Source organism: Citreicella sp. C3M06, from assembly GCF_018860705.1.
In the GTDB taxonomy this organism is placed as follows: domain Bacteria; phylum Pseudomonadota; class Alphaproteobacteria; order Rhodobacterales; family Rhodobacteraceae; genus Salipiger.
Map to the genome: position 1 here is coordinate 1 of NZ_JAHKQA010000041.1, position 14,882 is coordinate 14,882.

15 protein-coding genes, 1 tRNA gene and 1 pseudogene are annotated in these 14,882 nt (G+C 63.7%); 13 read left to right on the forward strand and 4 right to left on the reverse strand.

From position 1 onward, the window contains the following. Positions 1–49: 49 nt before the first annotated feature. A tRNA-Tyr gene (locus KO516_RS08260) sits at positions 50–133 on the reverse strand. Positions 134–266: 133 nt separating this feature from the next. Between KO516_RS08260 and rlmB the strand changes: the two genes are divergently transcribed. After that, entirely contained in the window at positions 267–1,046 is a 780-nt protein-coding gene (gene rlmB / locus KO516_RS08265; RefSeq protein ID WP_216003316.1) for a 23S rRNA (guanosine(2251)-2'-O)-methyltransferase RlmB, read from the forward strand. A gap of 462 nt (positions 1,047–1,508) precedes the next feature. On the opposite strand, the gene KO516_RS08270 is transcribed toward rlmB, so the two are convergent. Together KO516_RS08270 and KO516_RS08275 are read right to left on the reverse strand one after the other, a co-directional pair. Beyond that, positions 1,509–1,826, reverse strand: a complete 318-nt coding sequence (locus KO516_RS08270; RefSeq protein ID WP_216003317.1) for a hypothetical protein — start codon at positions 1,824–1,826, stop codon at positions 1,509–1,511. Between the two features lie 693 nt (positions 1,827–2,519). Then, a pseudogene (locus tag KO516_RS08275) lies at positions 2,520–2,603 on the reverse strand (IS5/IS1182 family transposase); the annotation flags it as partial. 128 nt (positions 2,604–2,731) lie between these two features. Here KO516_RS08275 and ribB point away from each other — a divergent pair. From ribB to nusB, 3 genes are read left to right on the forward strand one after another with little or no spacing between them, the layout of a single operon-like run. Then, entirely contained in the window at positions 2,732–3,856 is a 1,125-nt protein-coding gene (gene ribB, locus KO516_RS08280) for a 3,4-dihydroxy-2-butanone-4-phosphate synthase (protein WP_216003318.1), read from the forward strand. Continuing rightward, entirely contained in the window at positions 3,856–4,407 is a 552-nt protein-coding gene (locus KO516_RS08285) for a 6,7-dimethyl-8-ribityllumazine synthase (RefSeq protein ID WP_216003511.1), read from the forward strand. The genes ribB and KO516_RS08285 overlap by 1 nt, the downstream gene beginning before the upstream one ends. Further along, on the forward strand, positions 4,404–4,895 hold the full coding sequence (gene nusB, locus KO516_RS08290) for a transcription antitermination factor NusB (RefSeq protein WP_216003319.1): 492 nt from the start codon (positions 4,404–4,406) through the stop codon (positions 4,893–4,895). Before KO516_RS08285 ends, nusB begins: the two co-directional genes overlap by 4 nt. On the opposite strand, the gene KO516_RS08295 is transcribed toward nusB, so the two are convergent. Further along, entirely contained in the window at positions 4,892–5,692 is an 801-nt protein-coding gene (locus KO516_RS08295; protein ID WP_252737486.1) for a helix-turn-helix transcriptional regulator, read from the reverse strand. The two genes, nusB and KO516_RS08295, sit on opposite strands and share 4 nt — an antisense overlap. A 117-nt stretch (positions 5,693–5,809) precedes the next feature. On the opposite strand from KO516_RS08295, the gene KO516_RS08300 reads away from it, so the two are divergent. The 9 genes from KO516_RS08300 to argE all read left to right on the forward strand — a co-directional run bounded on the left by KO516_RS08300 (position 5,810) and on the right by argE (position 14,806). Continuing rightward, on the forward strand, positions 5,810–6,874 hold the full coding sequence (locus KO516_RS08300; RefSeq protein ID WP_216003321.1) for an ABC transporter ATP-binding protein: 1,065 nt from the start codon (positions 5,810–5,812) through the stop codon (positions 6,872–6,874). Beyond that, the gene (locus KO516_RS08305; protein ID WP_216003322.1) at positions 6,874–7,794 is read left to right on the forward strand and encodes an ABC transporter permease; all 921 of its coding nucleotides are present in this window, start codon (positions 6,874–6,876) and stop codon (positions 7,792–7,794) included. Before KO516_RS08300 ends, KO516_RS08305 begins: the two co-directional genes overlap by 1 nt. Further along, positions 7,791–8,597, forward strand: coding sequence for an ABC transporter permease (locus KO516_RS08310; protein ID WP_216003323.1), 807 nt, complete (start codon positions 7,791–7,793; stop codon positions 8,595–8,597). Before KO516_RS08305 ends, KO516_RS08310 begins: the two co-directional genes overlap by 4 nt. A gap of 21 nt (positions 8,598–8,618) precedes the next feature. Continuing rightward, the gene (locus tag KO516_RS08315) at positions 8,619–9,638 is read left to right on the forward strand and encodes an extracellular solute-binding protein (protein ID WP_216003324.1); all 1,020 of its coding nucleotides are present in this window, start codon (positions 8,619–8,621) and stop codon (positions 9,636–9,638) included. Between the two features lie 2 nt (positions 9,639–9,640). Then, entirely contained in the window at positions 9,641–10,408 is a 768-nt protein-coding gene (locus tag KO516_RS08320; protein ID WP_216003325.1) for a carbon-nitrogen hydrolase family protein, read from the forward strand. A gap of 3 nt (positions 10,409–10,411) precedes the next feature. Next, positions 10,412–11,782, forward strand: a complete 1,371-nt coding sequence (locus KO516_RS08325; RefSeq protein ID WP_216003326.1) for an aminotransferase class III-fold pyridoxal phosphate-dependent enzyme — start codon at positions 10,412–10,414, stop codon at positions 11,780–11,782. 110 nt (positions 11,783–11,892) lie between these two features. Then, complete coding sequence (locus tag KO516_RS08330; RefSeq protein ID WP_216003327.1) at positions 11,893–13,014, forward strand: SRPBCC family protein; 1,122 nt, start codon at positions 11,893–11,895, stop codon at positions 13,012–13,014. A gap of 47 nt (positions 13,015–13,061) precedes the next feature. After that, positions 13,062–13,739: a DUF1028 domain-containing protein gene (locus KO516_RS08335; protein ID WP_216003328.1), complete on the forward strand. Its 678-nt coding sequence runs from the start codon at positions 13,062–13,064 to the stop codon at positions 13,737–13,739. Then, positions 13,739–14,806 carry an acetylornithine deacetylase gene (gene argE, locus KO516_RS08340; protein ID WP_216003329.1) on the forward strand — a complete coding sequence of 356 codons (1,068 nt, stop codon included), beginning with the start codon at positions 13,739–13,741 and terminating at the stop codon, positions 14,804–14,806. The genes KO516_RS08335 and argE overlap by 1 nt, the downstream gene beginning before the upstream one ends. The last annotated feature ends 76 nt before the right edge of the window (positions 14,807–14,882 follow it).

Genomic DNA, 14,882 nt, shown 5'->3' on the forward strand with positions numbered 1-14,882 from the left:
ATTTGATCCGTCAAATTTTCGAGGAGAACCAACGATTTATCTGGAAAAGTGGTGGGCGACCCTGGAATCGAACCAGGCGTGCGTCTCCGCGAGGGAGTTACAGTCCCCTGCCACACCTTGCGGCCTGTCGCCCACTTTCCACCGGGCCAGCCCGGCGTGTGGGGGGCTGATTACAGTCCACCAAAACTGGCGTCAACAGGAAAATCCGTTGCAACTGCATGTCGCCCGATGCAAGGGAGGCACACCCCGTAAACAGGAGCCGCACCATGGTGAAAAAGCCCAAGTGGGTCGTCGAAAAGGAACAGGCGAAGAAATCCCGCGCCGCCGAAACCGTCTGGTTGTTCGGTCTTCACGCGGTGCGCGATGCCCTGCTGAACCCGGCACGGGTGAAGCTACAGCTTATTGTGACGCCAAATGCCGAACTCAAGCTGGCCGATGCCATCGCCGCCGCCGAAATCACGCCAGATGTTCAGGACCCACGCCGGTTCAACGCCCCGCTCGATCCGCAATCGGTGCACCAGGGCGCGGCGCTCGAGGTGAAACCGCTTGACTGGGGGCGACTCGAGGATGTTGCCTTGGGCGATGGCACCCGCCCGCCGCGGTTGGTGCTCCTTGACCGGGTGAGCGATCCACACAACGTGGGCGCAATCCTGCGCTCGGCGGAGGTATTCGGCGCGCAGGCGGTCATCGGTACGCTGCACCATTCGGCGCCTGAAACCGGCGCGCTTGCCAAGACTGCCAGTGGCGCGCTCGAACGCCAGCCCTACCTGCGCGAGCGCAACCTGTCTGACACGATACGCGCCCTGCAGGAGATGGGCTACCTCGTGCTTGGCCTCGACGGCGAGGCAGAGACCACCATCGAGCAGGCACTGGACGGGTTGCGCGACCGAGCCGTCGCGCTGGTGCTTGGCGCAGAAGGGCCGGGCCTGCGCGAAAAGACAAAAGAGACGGTCGACCGGCTCGTGCGCATCGACTTCGCCGGCGGTTTCGGCTCGCTCAACGTCTCGAACGCCGCGGCCGTGGCGCTTTACGCGGCCCGTTCTTGACGGCCCTCTTCCTCATGCAGCCCCTGACCGCGATTTCGGGGCTGCCTCCGGCGGGGATATTCTGCGCCAGAAGAAGATCAGGCGCTGCGCCACTGTTTCTTCTGGCATGAAATATCCCGGGGGAGGCTCCGCAAGGAGACGGGGCCAGCGCCCCGTCTGCCCTCTTACCACGTACAGCAGCTGTTCCTAGCAACCGTCTCCGTCAGCCGCCCTGAAACCACCTAGTTTGCGCGCTTTGGATAGAGCGTTAGCGATATTGACGAGCTTTCGTGCGTCCGCGGTGATGATGACCTTGTGCGGATTTCCGGCGTCGCGCAGTCGCTGCGCGCAGGCTCTCAGGGGGGGTGATTTGTAGCGACGAGGGCCGCCGGGAACAGGACATGCCGCAGGGCGCGCTGTCCTTCGGCGATGGCTCGGCTGCCCCGCAATGCACCGCCGTCGTGCGCTACGGAGGCGAGCCCGTCAGGGCTGCGGCCTGTTCTGCGGATATCGCCTCGAACTCGGGTCGGCGATCAGCATAGCGCTGACAACGGGGCCACCCCCGGGAATGGAGCGCAGGATACCGGCGGTTTCGACCAGTATTCCGTCGGCAGCAATGGCTTGCTCGATGCGCGCTTCCAGCTCTGAGATCCTGATATCGAGCAGAGCCTTCAACTCCATGTCCATGCCGGTCCACAGTCCAGCGCTCGCGCGTTTTTCGTGTGCCTTGATCTGGGCAAGTAGCGCTTTCGCATTTCGACAAGTTGCGCTCGCTTCGATGTCAAAGCTCTGATCCCGCACAACTTTCCGGCCGGATGGCTACCTCCCGCCTTGAGGCGCACACCATGACGCAGGCGATGAGTTCCGCATCGATCCGTCTTGGCCCGGGCACCACGGCTGGCGGCAATTGACGCGCGACGATCCGCACCGCGCTCAGCGAAGCCCTTAACCGCCACTCCTGCCCGCTGGTAGCTTCGAAGCAGACCAGAGCGCCACGCCGCAGCGCGAGAGACGCCACCCGGGCATGGCCCTCCGATGTGTTCGGCGACCGAAGGTCGCGTCGCATCGGGCAGGCAATGGATGTCCAGCCAGTCGCTCGAGACGTCTATGCCGATGGCCTGTTCGGATGATAGCGCGCTCATGCTCTCCTCTTTCTGCTCCGCGATCCATGTCGGGCGTATCCAACTGTTCGGGATGATGAAAGAGAGACGGCGCCGGCGCGCTAGCAGACGTGGTCAGGCCACAAGGCCCAGACCCCATACACCCCCTCGCCACCTACCTCGGCCGAGAAAGGGGACGGGGGTAAAATAGCAGCGCCGGGGTGCAGAAGGCTCAGGATTCATAGCCAATAGATGACAGTTGCGGCGAGAGCGACGGCTGAGAAGAATAGTTTGCCTTGGTGCGACCGATCAGGCCCTCCCCTTTTTGACGTCGACGCCGAGACCGGACGCCGTGCCCCTCTCACACGTGCTTTGCATCTGCTGCCGGGCAGCGAACGCGAGGCTTGCCGTGGGGCTTGGGGAAGAATGGCTCAACACACGCTATCTGCGCTTCGCGCAGCCAGAAGAGATCAGCCATGTCACCGCTCCTTGTCTGAAGCCGCGAAACATGCAGCGACCTGAAATCAGCGGGCCCCGGGCCCAAAAGCGTTCTGGCATTCCGCGCCACAAAACCGTATCTGCAGTGGCGACAAGGAGTGGCGAGACATGGCGGAATACGAAACCCCCGGACCGGTCGAAACTGATTTCAGGGACGCGATCTCTTCGATCGAGGAGATCATCGACGATGCGCGCAACGGGCGCATGTTCATTCTCGTCGATCATGAGGACCGCGAGAATGAGGGTGACATCATCATCCCCGCACAATGGGCCACCCCGGACGCGATCAATTTCATGGCCACCTACGGGCGCGGCCTGATCTGCCTGTCGATGACGCCCGAGCGCTGCGATGATCTGGGCCTGATGATGATGAGCGTCAACAACAGCTCGCGTCACGAGACCGCTTTCACCATTTCGATCGAGGCCCGCGAGGGCATCACCACCGGGATTTCCGCCGCCGACCGCGCCCGCACCGTCGCCGTCGCCATCGACAGCAGCAAAGGACCGGCGGATATCGCCACCCCCGGTCATGTCTTCCCGCTGCGCGCCAAATCCGGCGGCGTTCTGGTCCGTGCAGGCCATACCGAGGCGGCCGTGGATGTCGCGCGCCTTGCCGGGTTGAAGCCCGCGGGAGTGATCTGCGAGGTGATGAACGACGATGGCACCATGGCGCGGCTGCCCGAACTGATCTCCTTTGCACAGCGCCATGGCATCAAGATCGGCACCATTTCCGATCTGATCGCTTATCGGCGTCGCCACGACAATCTCGTGCGGGTCGTGCGCGAACAATCCGTCACCTCGGAATTCGGTGGCGACTGGAAGATGAAGATCTACACCGACACCACCCATGGCGACGAGCATATCGCGCTGTCCATGGGCGATATCTCGACCGACGAGCCGGTGCTGGTGCGCATGCACGCCATGGACCCGATGCTGGACATTGTCGGCACTGGCCATGCAGGCCGCGCAAACGAATTCCGCGACGCCATGATGGCCGTGGCCGCCAAGGGTCGCGGCGTTGTCGTCTTGTTGCGCGACACCGCAATGAAGCTTGAACCGGAAGAAGGCGACAGCCCGCGCACGCTTCGTCAGTACGGGCTTGGCGCGCAGATCCTGTCCTCGCTCGGGCTGTCCAAGCTGGTTCTGCTGACCAACTCTCCCACGCCGAAGATCGTCGGCCTTGACGCCTATGGCCTTGAGATCATCGGTACGCAAAAGATCGGAGACGCATGATGGCATCGTCGGAAACCCATTACGTTCTGCCGCGCCCGGCCTTTGACAAGCCGGTGAAGATGCTGATCGTGCTGTCTCCGTATTACAAGCAGATCGCCGAGCAGCTGGTCGCCGGTGCGACCGCCGAAATCGAAGCCGTGGATGGATTTCACGAGATCGTCGAGGTGCCCGGCGCGCTCGAGATCCCGACCGCCATCGGCATCGCCGAGCGCATGTCGAACTTCGACGGCTACGTGGCGCTTGGCTGCGTGATCCGCGGCGAGACCACCCATTACGACACCGTCTGCAACGACAGCTCGCGCGGGCTGACGCTGCTCGGGCTTCAGGGGCTGTGCATCGGCAACGGCATCCTGACGGTCGAAAACCACGAGCAGGCGATGGTGCGCGCCGAGGCCGCCGGGCAGAACAAGGGCGGCGGCGCGGCCGCTGCGGCCTTGCATCTGATCGCGCTCGCCCGTAGGTGGGGCTCTTCCCGCAAGGGGGTTGGATTCGTTCCGGCCCGTGACGAGTATCAGGTGGCGGGATTCGGCTCAGGAAAAGACACCGCATGACGACCAAGGACACGCCTCAGGCCCTCTCGGGCAACCAGAAGCGCAAGATGAAATCCGCTTCGCGTCTTTATGCGGTGCAGGCTCTGTACCAGCTGGAAATCGGCAGCCAGACGGTCGAGCGTGTCCAGAACGAGTTCATCGATCACCGCTTCGGCGCCGAAATCGAAGAAGGTGTCGAGATGATCGACGGCGATGTCGGCCTGTTTGGCAAGATCACCGCCTCGGCTGTCAACTGGCAGGCAAAGATCGACCAGATGACCGACCGCGCGCTGGTCGCCAAGTGGCCCATCGGGCGCATCGACCCGACCCTGCGCGCCCTGTTCCGCGCCGCCGGGGCGGAATTTGTCGACAGCGACACGCCTCCCAGAATCGTCATCACCGAATATGTCGATGTCGCCCGCGCTTTCTTTCCCGAAAGCAAGGAGCCGCAATTCGTCAACGCCGTGCTCGACCACATGGCCCGCGAAGCGCGCCCCGAGGCGTTCTAAAGGTCCAGCGTCGACAGCAGCGGCATCATCATCGAAAATAGCTCGGCTTGCGAGCTGATGTCGCATTTGCGGTACAGTTGCTTGCGGAACACCTTGACCGTCTGCGGGCTGATCTCCAGCCGCATGGCGATCGAGCTCGACGAATGCCCCTTGAGCACCAGAAGCGCGATCTCCGCCTGTCGGTCGGTCAGCGCGATGCCGCGATCCGCCGCCACGCGCCGTTGCAGCGCCCCTGACACGTCACTGTCGCGGATCGCGCCTTCGGAGCGCAGCCCAGCCCAGTTGCGTTCGATCAGCGCGCAGGCGATGGGGGCAAGCCGCTGCGCCCGTTCCAAATCGCGCGGGCTGAACACCCGCGCCGAACTGGCATCGCGCCCAAGGCAGACATGCACCGACACCCCCGGCGCCGGATAACCGACATAAGAGATTTCGTCGCACATCGTCGTTTCTTGATAATAGGTGGCAAAATACTCGTTGCGGGTAAACTGATCGGGCGCGATGTCGCGCATCCGGTACAGGCCCGCGGCTGCCCGTTCTATGTGCAGCGCGTGGAACGGATCCAGCAGATAGGCCCCTGTCAGGTAATCCGACACGATCCTCTCATGGACACGCGGCTCGCGCGCGTGGGAAAACAGCAGCTGCGGGCTGCGTTCCTGAAAATACGCCAGCATCGTGGTGTTGTCGATTTCAAAGCACCGGGTGAGCCACTGGAACAGGTGCCCCGCAAAGCCATCGGTGTTTAGCGCCGCGATGGCATCGCCCAGAAACGTCTCGGACAGGTTCGGCAAATCGCGCATCATACCTCTCTGGGGGTATATACCCCTGTTTGGCGCCCCGTTTAGGGTATGACCACCTAAACAGGTGGTATCATCCACGCAAGACCGGGCACAGATCCGGCGAGACAGGGGAACAGCGTGACGGGAACCGTGATCAGCATTGACCGCGTGGTGAAAAGCTTTGGCACCTTCACCGCGCTGCACGAGGTGTCTTTCGACATCGCGGACAATGAATTCTTTACCCTGCTGGGGCCGTCGGGCTGCGGCAAGACCACGCTGCTGCGCTGCATCGCCGGGTTCGAACCGGTCAGCGGCGGGCAAATCCGGCTCAATGGCAAGGATATCGCCCCCCTGCCCCCCTACAAGCGCCCGGTGAACACGGTGTTCCAGCATTACGCGCTGTTTCCGCATATGACGGTGCTTGAAAACGTCATGTTCGGCCTGCAACGGCTGGGCTGGAGCGCGATGGACGCGCAGGGCCGCGCCCGGCAGGCGCTGGAGCTGGTCCACCTGTCGGAGTTCCTGAAACGTCGCCCCGCACAGCTGTCTGGCGGGCAGCAACAACGCGTCGCTCTGGCCCGCGCACTGGCGCCCGAACCGCGCGTGCTGCTGCTGGACGAGCCGCTGTCGGCGCTTGACCTCAAGCTGCGTCAGGCGGTGCGCATGGAGCTCAAACAGATCCAGCGCGAAACCGGCATCGCCTTTGTCTTTGTCACCCATGATCAGGAAGAGGCGCTGACCATGTCCGACCGCATCGCGGTCATGTCCAATGGCCATGTCCAGCAGATCGGCACCCCGCGCGAGATCTATGAAACCCCCGCCAACCGCTTTGTCGCGGATTTCATCGGCGAGACCAACCTGATCGAAGTTCCCGTGCTGGGCATCAGCGGTGGGCTGGCCGAGGTGTCGCTGCCCGGTGGGCGCCGGGTGCACTGCCCGACGCGGCTGGTCGATGGCAAACAGGGCGTGCTGTCGGTGCGCCCCGAGCGCATCGATCTGTGTCCCGCCGCCGAGGCCGACATGATCGTCACCGCCGGCGAGCAGGTCTATCTGGGCACTGATATCCAGCTCAAGGCGCATCTCGCCGGCGGGCAGGAAGTGACCGTACGGCTGCAGAACGCCGCCGCGACGGTGCTGCCCGAACGTGGCACCGAACTGGGGCTGAAGCTGGAAACAGGCGCCGCGCGCCTGCTGGCTGCCTGATGGCGGCGATGGCGCCGGGCGGCGCATCCAATTCCGAGATCTACAAAGGCAACGCGGGGAAGCTGCTGCTGCCGACATGGCTGGTGATCGGGTTTTTCCTGCTGATCCCCGTGGCGCTTATGGCGATCTACAGCTTTCTGACCAAGGAATTTCGCGGCGGCGTGATCTGGGAGTTCAGCCTGACCGCCTATGACCAGTTCTTCCTGAACCGGGGCCTGTTCGGCGACGAACCGCCCAGCATCGAATGGACCTATATCGGCATCTTCTGGCGCTCGATCTGGCAGGCCGGGCTGGCAACCGTGCTGTGTTTGCTGATCGGTTTTCCCACCGCGTGGTTCATCGCCACCCGTGCGCCGCGCGATCGCACCATCTGGCTGCTGATCGTCACCGTGCCCTATTGGGTCAACCTGCTGATCCGCACCGTGTCGATGAAATTCCTGATCCGCGACGAAGGCCCGCTGAACGCGCTGTTGCTGTCCACTGGCATCATCGACGCGCCGCTTGGGCTGATCAACACCAACCTCGCGGTGCAACTGGGGCTGTTCTACAGCTACCTGCCGTTCATGGTGCTGCCGGTCTATGCTGCGGTCGAACGCTACGATTTCGCGCTCTCCGAGGCGGCGGCGGATCTGTACGCCAGCCGCTGGACCATCCTGCGCCTTGTCATCCTGCCGGTCGTCAAGCCCGGCATCATCGCGGGCTGCATTCTGGTATTCGTGCCGTCGCTGGGGGCGTTCCTTGCGCCCGACCTGCTGGGCGGAGCGAAAAGCTTCATGATCGGCTCGCTGATCGAAGAGCAGTTCAAGGGCGCGGCGGGCAACTGGCCGTTCGGGGCCGCCGCCGCAATGATCCTGATGACCATCGTGATGATCGTGCTGCTGGTCTACGCCCGGTCGCAAACCCGCGAGGCAAAAGCATGAAACAGCTCGACCTGCGCCGTTTCCCCGGCTTTTTCGCCATCACGCTGGCCTGCGTGTTCGTGCTGTATGCCCCGCTGATGGTGGTGGCGGTCTACAGCTTCAATGAATCGACCTCGATCACCCGCTGGGGCGGCTTTTCGCTAAGCTGGTACGCCGATGTCTTCACCGGACCTGAAAGCCCGAAATTCCAGCGCGCGGCACTCAATTCGCTGATCATCGCGGTGCTGGCGGGGAGCGGCGCGACGCTGATCGCCACATCGGCTGCCGTTGCCATGCATCGCGCGGGTCGCTTCAAGGCCAAGACCGCCAGCTTTGCGCTGATCAACCTGCCGCTGATGGTCCCCGAGGTGGTCACCGCCGTGGCCAGCCTGATCTTTTTCACCGCCATCGGCTTTTCTGGCGGCATCGGCACCATCCTGCTGGCGCATCTGGCCTTTTGCATCCCCTTCGCCTACCTGCCCATCGCAGCGCGGATGCAAAGCATTTCCGACAGCTACGAACAGGCGGCGATGGATCTTTATGCCACGCCGAAGGAAGCCTTCCGGCTGATCCTGCTGCCGCTGATGATGCCCGGAATCTTTTCGGGCTTCCTGCTCGCCTTCATCATCTCGCTCGATGACTTCCTGATCACCAATTTCGTCAAGGGCGCGGGGGTCGAAACCCTGCCGACTGCGATTTTCGGCGCGGTGAAACAGGGCATCAAGCCCAACATCATGGCGATTTCCACCCTCATGCTGGGCGTGTCGGTGGTGTTCGTCACCCTGTCCTGGCTGATCGGTCGATCCGGCCAGAAGACCCAATAACCAACAGTGGAGTATAAAAACATGAATAAATTCCTCGCCACCTCGCTGATCGCGCTCACGGCCTCTGCCGCTTCTGCGCAAGAGCTCAAGCTCTACAACTGGTTCGAGTACATGCCGCAGGAGCTGCTCGACAAGTTCACCGCAGAGACCGGCATCACCGTCACCATGGATACCTATGACAGCAACGAGGCGCTGCTGGCTTCGCTCAAGGCCGGCAAGCTTGGGGCCTATGACATCGCCGTTCCGGGCGATTACATGGTCAAGATCCTTGGCGACGAGGGGATGCTGGGCAGCTTCACCCCCGACGAGATTCCCAACCATGGCAATATCGAAGAGCAGTGGCTCAACGTGCCCTTCGACGAGGGGCGCAAAAGCTCGGTGCCCTATCAGTGGGGCTCGACCTCCTTTGCGGTGAACCGCGATGTGTTCGACGGCGATATCAACGACACCGCGATCATCTTCTCGCCGCCCGAGGAACTGGCCGGCAAGATCAACGTGCTCGACACCTCGGGCGAAACGCTGACGCTGGCCTCGATGCACCTTGCCATCCCGCAATGCACGTCGGATCGCGACCAGCTCAAGGCGCTGAACGCGCTGGTGACCGAGGCCAAGGCCAGCTGGGCCAGCTTTGGTTCGGACGTCGCCAAGGATGTGCTGACCTCGGGCGACGCCGCTGCGGGCATGATCTGGAACGGCTTTTCCGCCAAGGCGCGCAACGAGGGCGCGAATATCGAATACGCCTATCCCAAGCAGGGCGTCATCGTGTGGATGGACAACCTGACGCTGCTCAAGGATGCGCCGAACCGCGACTCGGCGCTGGCCTTCATGAATTTCATGCTGGAGCCGGAAAACGCCGCCGCGCTGACCAACTTCGCGCAATATTCGGGAGGGGTGAAAGGCATGGCGGAATTCCTCGATCCCGAGGTGGCCAATTCGCCGGAAAACAATCCGCCCGAAGGCACCAAGACCGTCTTCGTCGAAGCCTGCCCCGAGGAAATCCAGGTCATGTATGACGCGATCTGGACCAACCTGAAGAAGTGACGATGAAACTCGCGCTCTATCAGGGCCCCGCATCCGCCGGGGCCACCGAGGCCACCTTTGCCACCATCGAAACCCAGCTTGCGGCAGCCGCCGCGGCTGGGGCTGCAATGCTGGTGATGCCCGAACTCTACCTGCCCGGCTACAACCACCCCGATCACCACCGCGAGTTGTCGCAGCCACGCGGCGGCGCGTGGGAAGCCCGGCTGTCAGGCATGGCGGCGCAGGCGGGCTGCGGGCTGACCATCGGCTGGGCCGAGCGCGAGGGCGATGCCGTCTACAATGCCGCGACCGCCTTCGGGCGGCGCGGCGAGCTGCTCGGCCATTACCGCAAGATCCAGCTCTATGGCCCGATGGAGCGCGCCTCTTTCGTGCCCGGAGACGCCTATTGCAGCTTTGACTTCGAGGGCACGACCTGCGCCCTGCTGATCTGCTATGACATCGAATTCTCGGCCCATGTCACCGCGCTGACCGACCGGGGCGCAACGTTGTTCCTTGTACCGACCGCCAACCCGCAGGGATTCGAACATGTGCAGCGCCTGCTGGTGCCCGCCCGCGCGGCGGAACGTAACATCACCGTCGCCTACGCCAATTTCTGCGGCGATGACGCCGGGCTGATGTTCGGCGGCGGCTCGGTGATCGCCGGACCACTTGGCCAGACGCTCGCCGCAGCGGGCACCACCGAGACACTGCTGATCACCGATATTCCCGGCACGCAGGGCATCGACCCGTCGCTGCTGTCCACCCAAGCCCAAGACTTCCGAAAGGTCTGACCCATGAGCCTCGATCTGCCCGTCACCACAGACGACATCCTCACAACCGACGTGCACTTGATGCAAAGCTGGGCCGATCTCAACGCGCTCAAGCAGAACGGCGCGCGCACAGCGATCGTGTCCGCCGAAGGCAGCTATGTCACCGACAGCGACGGCAACAAGCTGATCGACGGCATCGGCGGGCTGTGGTGCGTCAACGTCGGCCACAAGCGGGCCGAGATCATCGACGCCATCACCGAGCAGCTCAACACGCTGGATTTCTATTCGACCTTCTACAGCTTCACCCACCCCGCCGCCGCGGCGCTGGCGGAAAAGCTGGCGCAGCTCGCCCCCGGCAACCTCAACAAGGTGCATTTCGGCAATTCCGGCTCGGTCGCCAATGAAACGGCGGTGCGGGTGCTGCACCATTACTACAAGCGCCTCGGCCAGCCGTCCAAGCGCATGGTGCTGAGCCGCCACGGCGCCTATCACGGCTCGACACATCTTGCGATCGCCATGACCACGCCGGGCTATTCCGAAGGCTGGCACAAGGCCGAAGGCATCGTGCACCACCTGCGCAAGCCGCATCACTGGCGCGAAGGCGACGGCATGAGCGAGGCAGAATTCCTCGATGCGCTGATGGCCGACATGAAGGGCAGCATCGAATCGATTGGCGCCGAAAACATCGCCTGCTTCATCGGCGAGCCGATCATGGGCGCGGGCGGCGTCATCGTGCCCCCGGCGGGCTATCACAAACGCGCCGCCGAGCTGTGCGCGAGCTATGACATCAAGGTGATCTCCGACGAGGTGGTGACCAGCTTTGGCCGCCTTGGGCATTTCTTTGCCGCCAAGGATGTGTTCGATTTCCAGCCCGACGTCATCACCACCGCCAAGGGGCTGACCTCGGGCTATCAGCCGCTGTCCGCGACGATCTTTTCCGATGAGATCCACGAGGTCATCAGCGCGCCGGGCGGCATGTTCACCCATGGCATGACCTATTCGGGCCACCCCGCCGCCGCCGCCGCCGGCCTTGCCAATATCGCGCTGATGGAACGTGACGGCCTGCCGCAGCAGGTCCAGACCACCGGCAAGCTGTTCGAAAACACGCTGAAGGGCCTGATCGATCTGGACATCGTCGGCGAAGTGCGCGGCAGCCATTTCATGATGGGCATCGAACTGGTCAAGGACAAGGCGAGCAAGGCGATGTTCGACCCGGCGCTGAACATCGGCATGCGCGTGGCGCAGGCGGCGCAGAAACGCGGCCTCGTGGCGCGCCCGCTGGGTCATATCCTGATCCTGTCGCCGGTGCTGATCCTGACGCCGCGACAGATCGAGCAGATCGGCGGCATCCTGCGCGAAAGCATCCTTGAGGTCATGCAAGACCTGTCTGCATAGGAAAAGCCTAAGCCGGGCGTTTGGTGAGTTTACTTTTCAAAACGCTCGCGCTCTGCCACATCTTCGGGGTCGGCGCTTACGCGCCTCCCCACTGCCCGAGGTTGCACGGTATGAACATCTTTGATCCCGCCGCCGAGCTGCGCGCGAATGTCGCCACCCCGTTTGATCAGGCGCAGGCGATGCCCGTGTCGGTCTATACCTCGGATGAATTCCTTGCCCTCGAGCAGGAACACGTCTTTGGCAAAAGCTGGCTGTGCGCTGGCCGCGCCGAGTCGCTGGCCGAGCCGGGCGATTACACCACGATGGAAATCGCCGGAGAGCCGGTGGCCGTGATCCGCGGCCGCGATGGCACCCTGCGCGCCATGTCCAACGTGTGCCGCCATCGCATGTCGGTGCTGCTTGAAGGACGCGGCAACATCCGCACCATCACCTGCCCCTATCACGCCTGGGTCTACAATCTGGATGGCAGCCTGCGCGGCGCACCCGCGATGGACATGAACAAGAGCTTCTGCAAAGAGGCGATGGGGCTGCCGCAGATCCGCTGCGTCGACTGGAAGGGCTGGATCATGGTCACGCTCGACCCTGATCTGCCCGAGCCGGGCGAGACGCTCAAGGAAATCGACGATCTGGTCGGCTACCTGCCGATGGAAGACTATGTCGAAACCTTCCGCGAGGAACACCGCTGGAATACCAACTGGAAGATCCTCGCCGAGAATTTCATGGAAAGCTATCATCTGCCGATGTGCCACGGCGGCACCATCGGCGGCGCGGTCGATCTGCGCAAGATGACCTGCCCCGAGGGCTTTTCGGGCTTCAACTACCACCACATTCTCAAGGACGATTCCATCGCCCTGTCGATTGCTCACAAGGACAACACCACGCTTGAGGGCGACGACCGCTACCGCACATGGTTGCTGGCGATCTACCCGTCGCTGATGATCACGCTGACGCCGGGGTATTTCTGGTACCTGTCGCTGATGCCCGACGGCCCGGGCGGCGTAAAGATCCTGTACGGCGGCGGGCTGCACCCCGATTTTGTCAAGGATCCCGACGCCGAGCAGCATTTCAACACGCTCAAGGGCCTGCTAGACGATGTGAACGACGAAGACCGGGGCTGTACCGAACGTGTCTGGAAGGGCATGCAATCGAAACACGCGGTGCCCGGTGCGCTGTCGCATCTGGAACGTCCGAATTACGAATTCGCGACGTGGATCGCCTCGCGGATGCCGTAAGGCGCAGACGAAGCAAAAGGCCGGGCGCTGGCCCGGAAAGGTAAGACATGACGTTTTCGCTGGTGGCGCGTTGCGCCCAGACGGGTCAGTTCGGGGTGGCGATTTCATCGTCTTCCCCGGCGGTTGCGGCGCGCTGCGCCTTTGCGCGGGCGGGCGTGGGGGCTGCGGCCTCGCAGAACGTCACCGACCCACGGCTCGGCCCGGCGGCGCTGGATCTGATGGCCAAAGGCGCTAGCGCGGCGGAAGCTGTGGCAGAGCTGGCCGCAACCCGCGATCACATGGCCTATCGGCAGGTGCTGTGCGTCGATGGCTCTGGCGGCACGGCGATCCATTCGGGGCCCAATTCTCTGGGGATCTGGACATCGGCCAGCGGCGTCGACGTGGTATCGGGCGGCAACCTGCTGGCCAATGACGGCGTGCCTGCCGCCATCGTCGCCGGGTTCGAGGCCGCGAGCGGCCCGCTTGGCGACCGCCTCATCGCTGCGATGCGCGCCGGGATGGCGGAGGGCGGCGAGGCCGGGCCGGTGCATTCCGCGGGCATGCTGATCGTTGAGCGCGAGTCATGGCCCTATGCCGAACTGCGCTGCGACTGGATCGACGACGGCTGCCCCATCGAGGCCATCGCGCGGGCATGGGAGGTCTATGCCCCGCAGGCCGAGGCCTATGTCACACGGGCGCTCGACCCGTCCGCCGCGCCCTCCTACGGCGTTCCGGGAGACGAATGATGCGTATGCTGGATATCCTCGATACGCTGATCGGCTTTCCGACAGTGTCCAAAGACAGCAACCTTGCGCTGATCGACTGGGCGCAGGCCCTGCTGGCCACCGCCGGGTTCGACGTGGTGCGCGTGCCCTCGCCCTGCGGGCAAAAGGCCGGGCTGGTCGCCAACAGGGGCGGCAGCGGCGGCACCATCCTGTCGGCGCATGTCGACGTGGTGCCAACCGAAGGCCAGCCCTGGACCCGCGATCCCTTTGCCCTGACCCGCGAGGGCGACCGGTTCTACGGGCGCGGCACCACCGACATGAAAGGCTTTGTCGCCTGCGTTCTGGCGCTGGCCGAGGAACTGCCCGCCAACGCTGGCCCGGTTTCCATCGTGCTGAGCTGGGACGAAGAGCTTGGCTGCATCGGCATCCCGCACATGATGGATGCGGTGCGCGCGCTTGGGCCGCAAAAGCTGTGCGTCGTGGGGGAGCCGACCTCGCTGAAGATGGCGACAGGGCACAAGGGCAAGGTCGCATGGCGCGGCCTCTGTTCGGGCGAAGCGGGCCATTCCGCCATGGCGCCGATGTATCGCAATGCGCTGCACGGCGCCTGCGATCTTGTCGCGGCGCTGCGGCGCGAGCAGGCGGCGCTGCTGCAGAATGGCGCCAAGGAAGACGGCTACGATGTGCCCTGCTCCACGCTGCATGTGGGTGTGCTGCGCGGCGGCACCGCGCTCAACATCGTGCCCGACAGCGCCGAAGTGCTGTTCGAAGCCCGCCATCTTGCCTCCGACTCCCCCGCCGACCTGCTGGCGCGGGTGATGGACGGGCTGAGCGGCATCACAGTAAGCGAGACATTCGCCTATCCCGGCCTTGCCGCCAACCCCGATGATCCGGCGCTGGCGCAGCTGCGCGGCCTGTCGCGCGGCCTGACCAAGGTGTCCTACGGCACCGAGGCCGGGTTCTTTGCACCGCTTCTGCCCACCGCCGTCTGCGGGCCGGGCGACATGGAGCAGGGCCACCAGCCCGATGAATTCGTCGAGCTGGAGCATTTGACCGGCTGCCTGACGATGCTGCGCGCACTGGTCTAACGGCGGATCGCGGCTGACAGTTTACAAGACCTGTCACCGCCCGCGCATCGCGGCGGACAGGCTGTTCTGCCCGCCC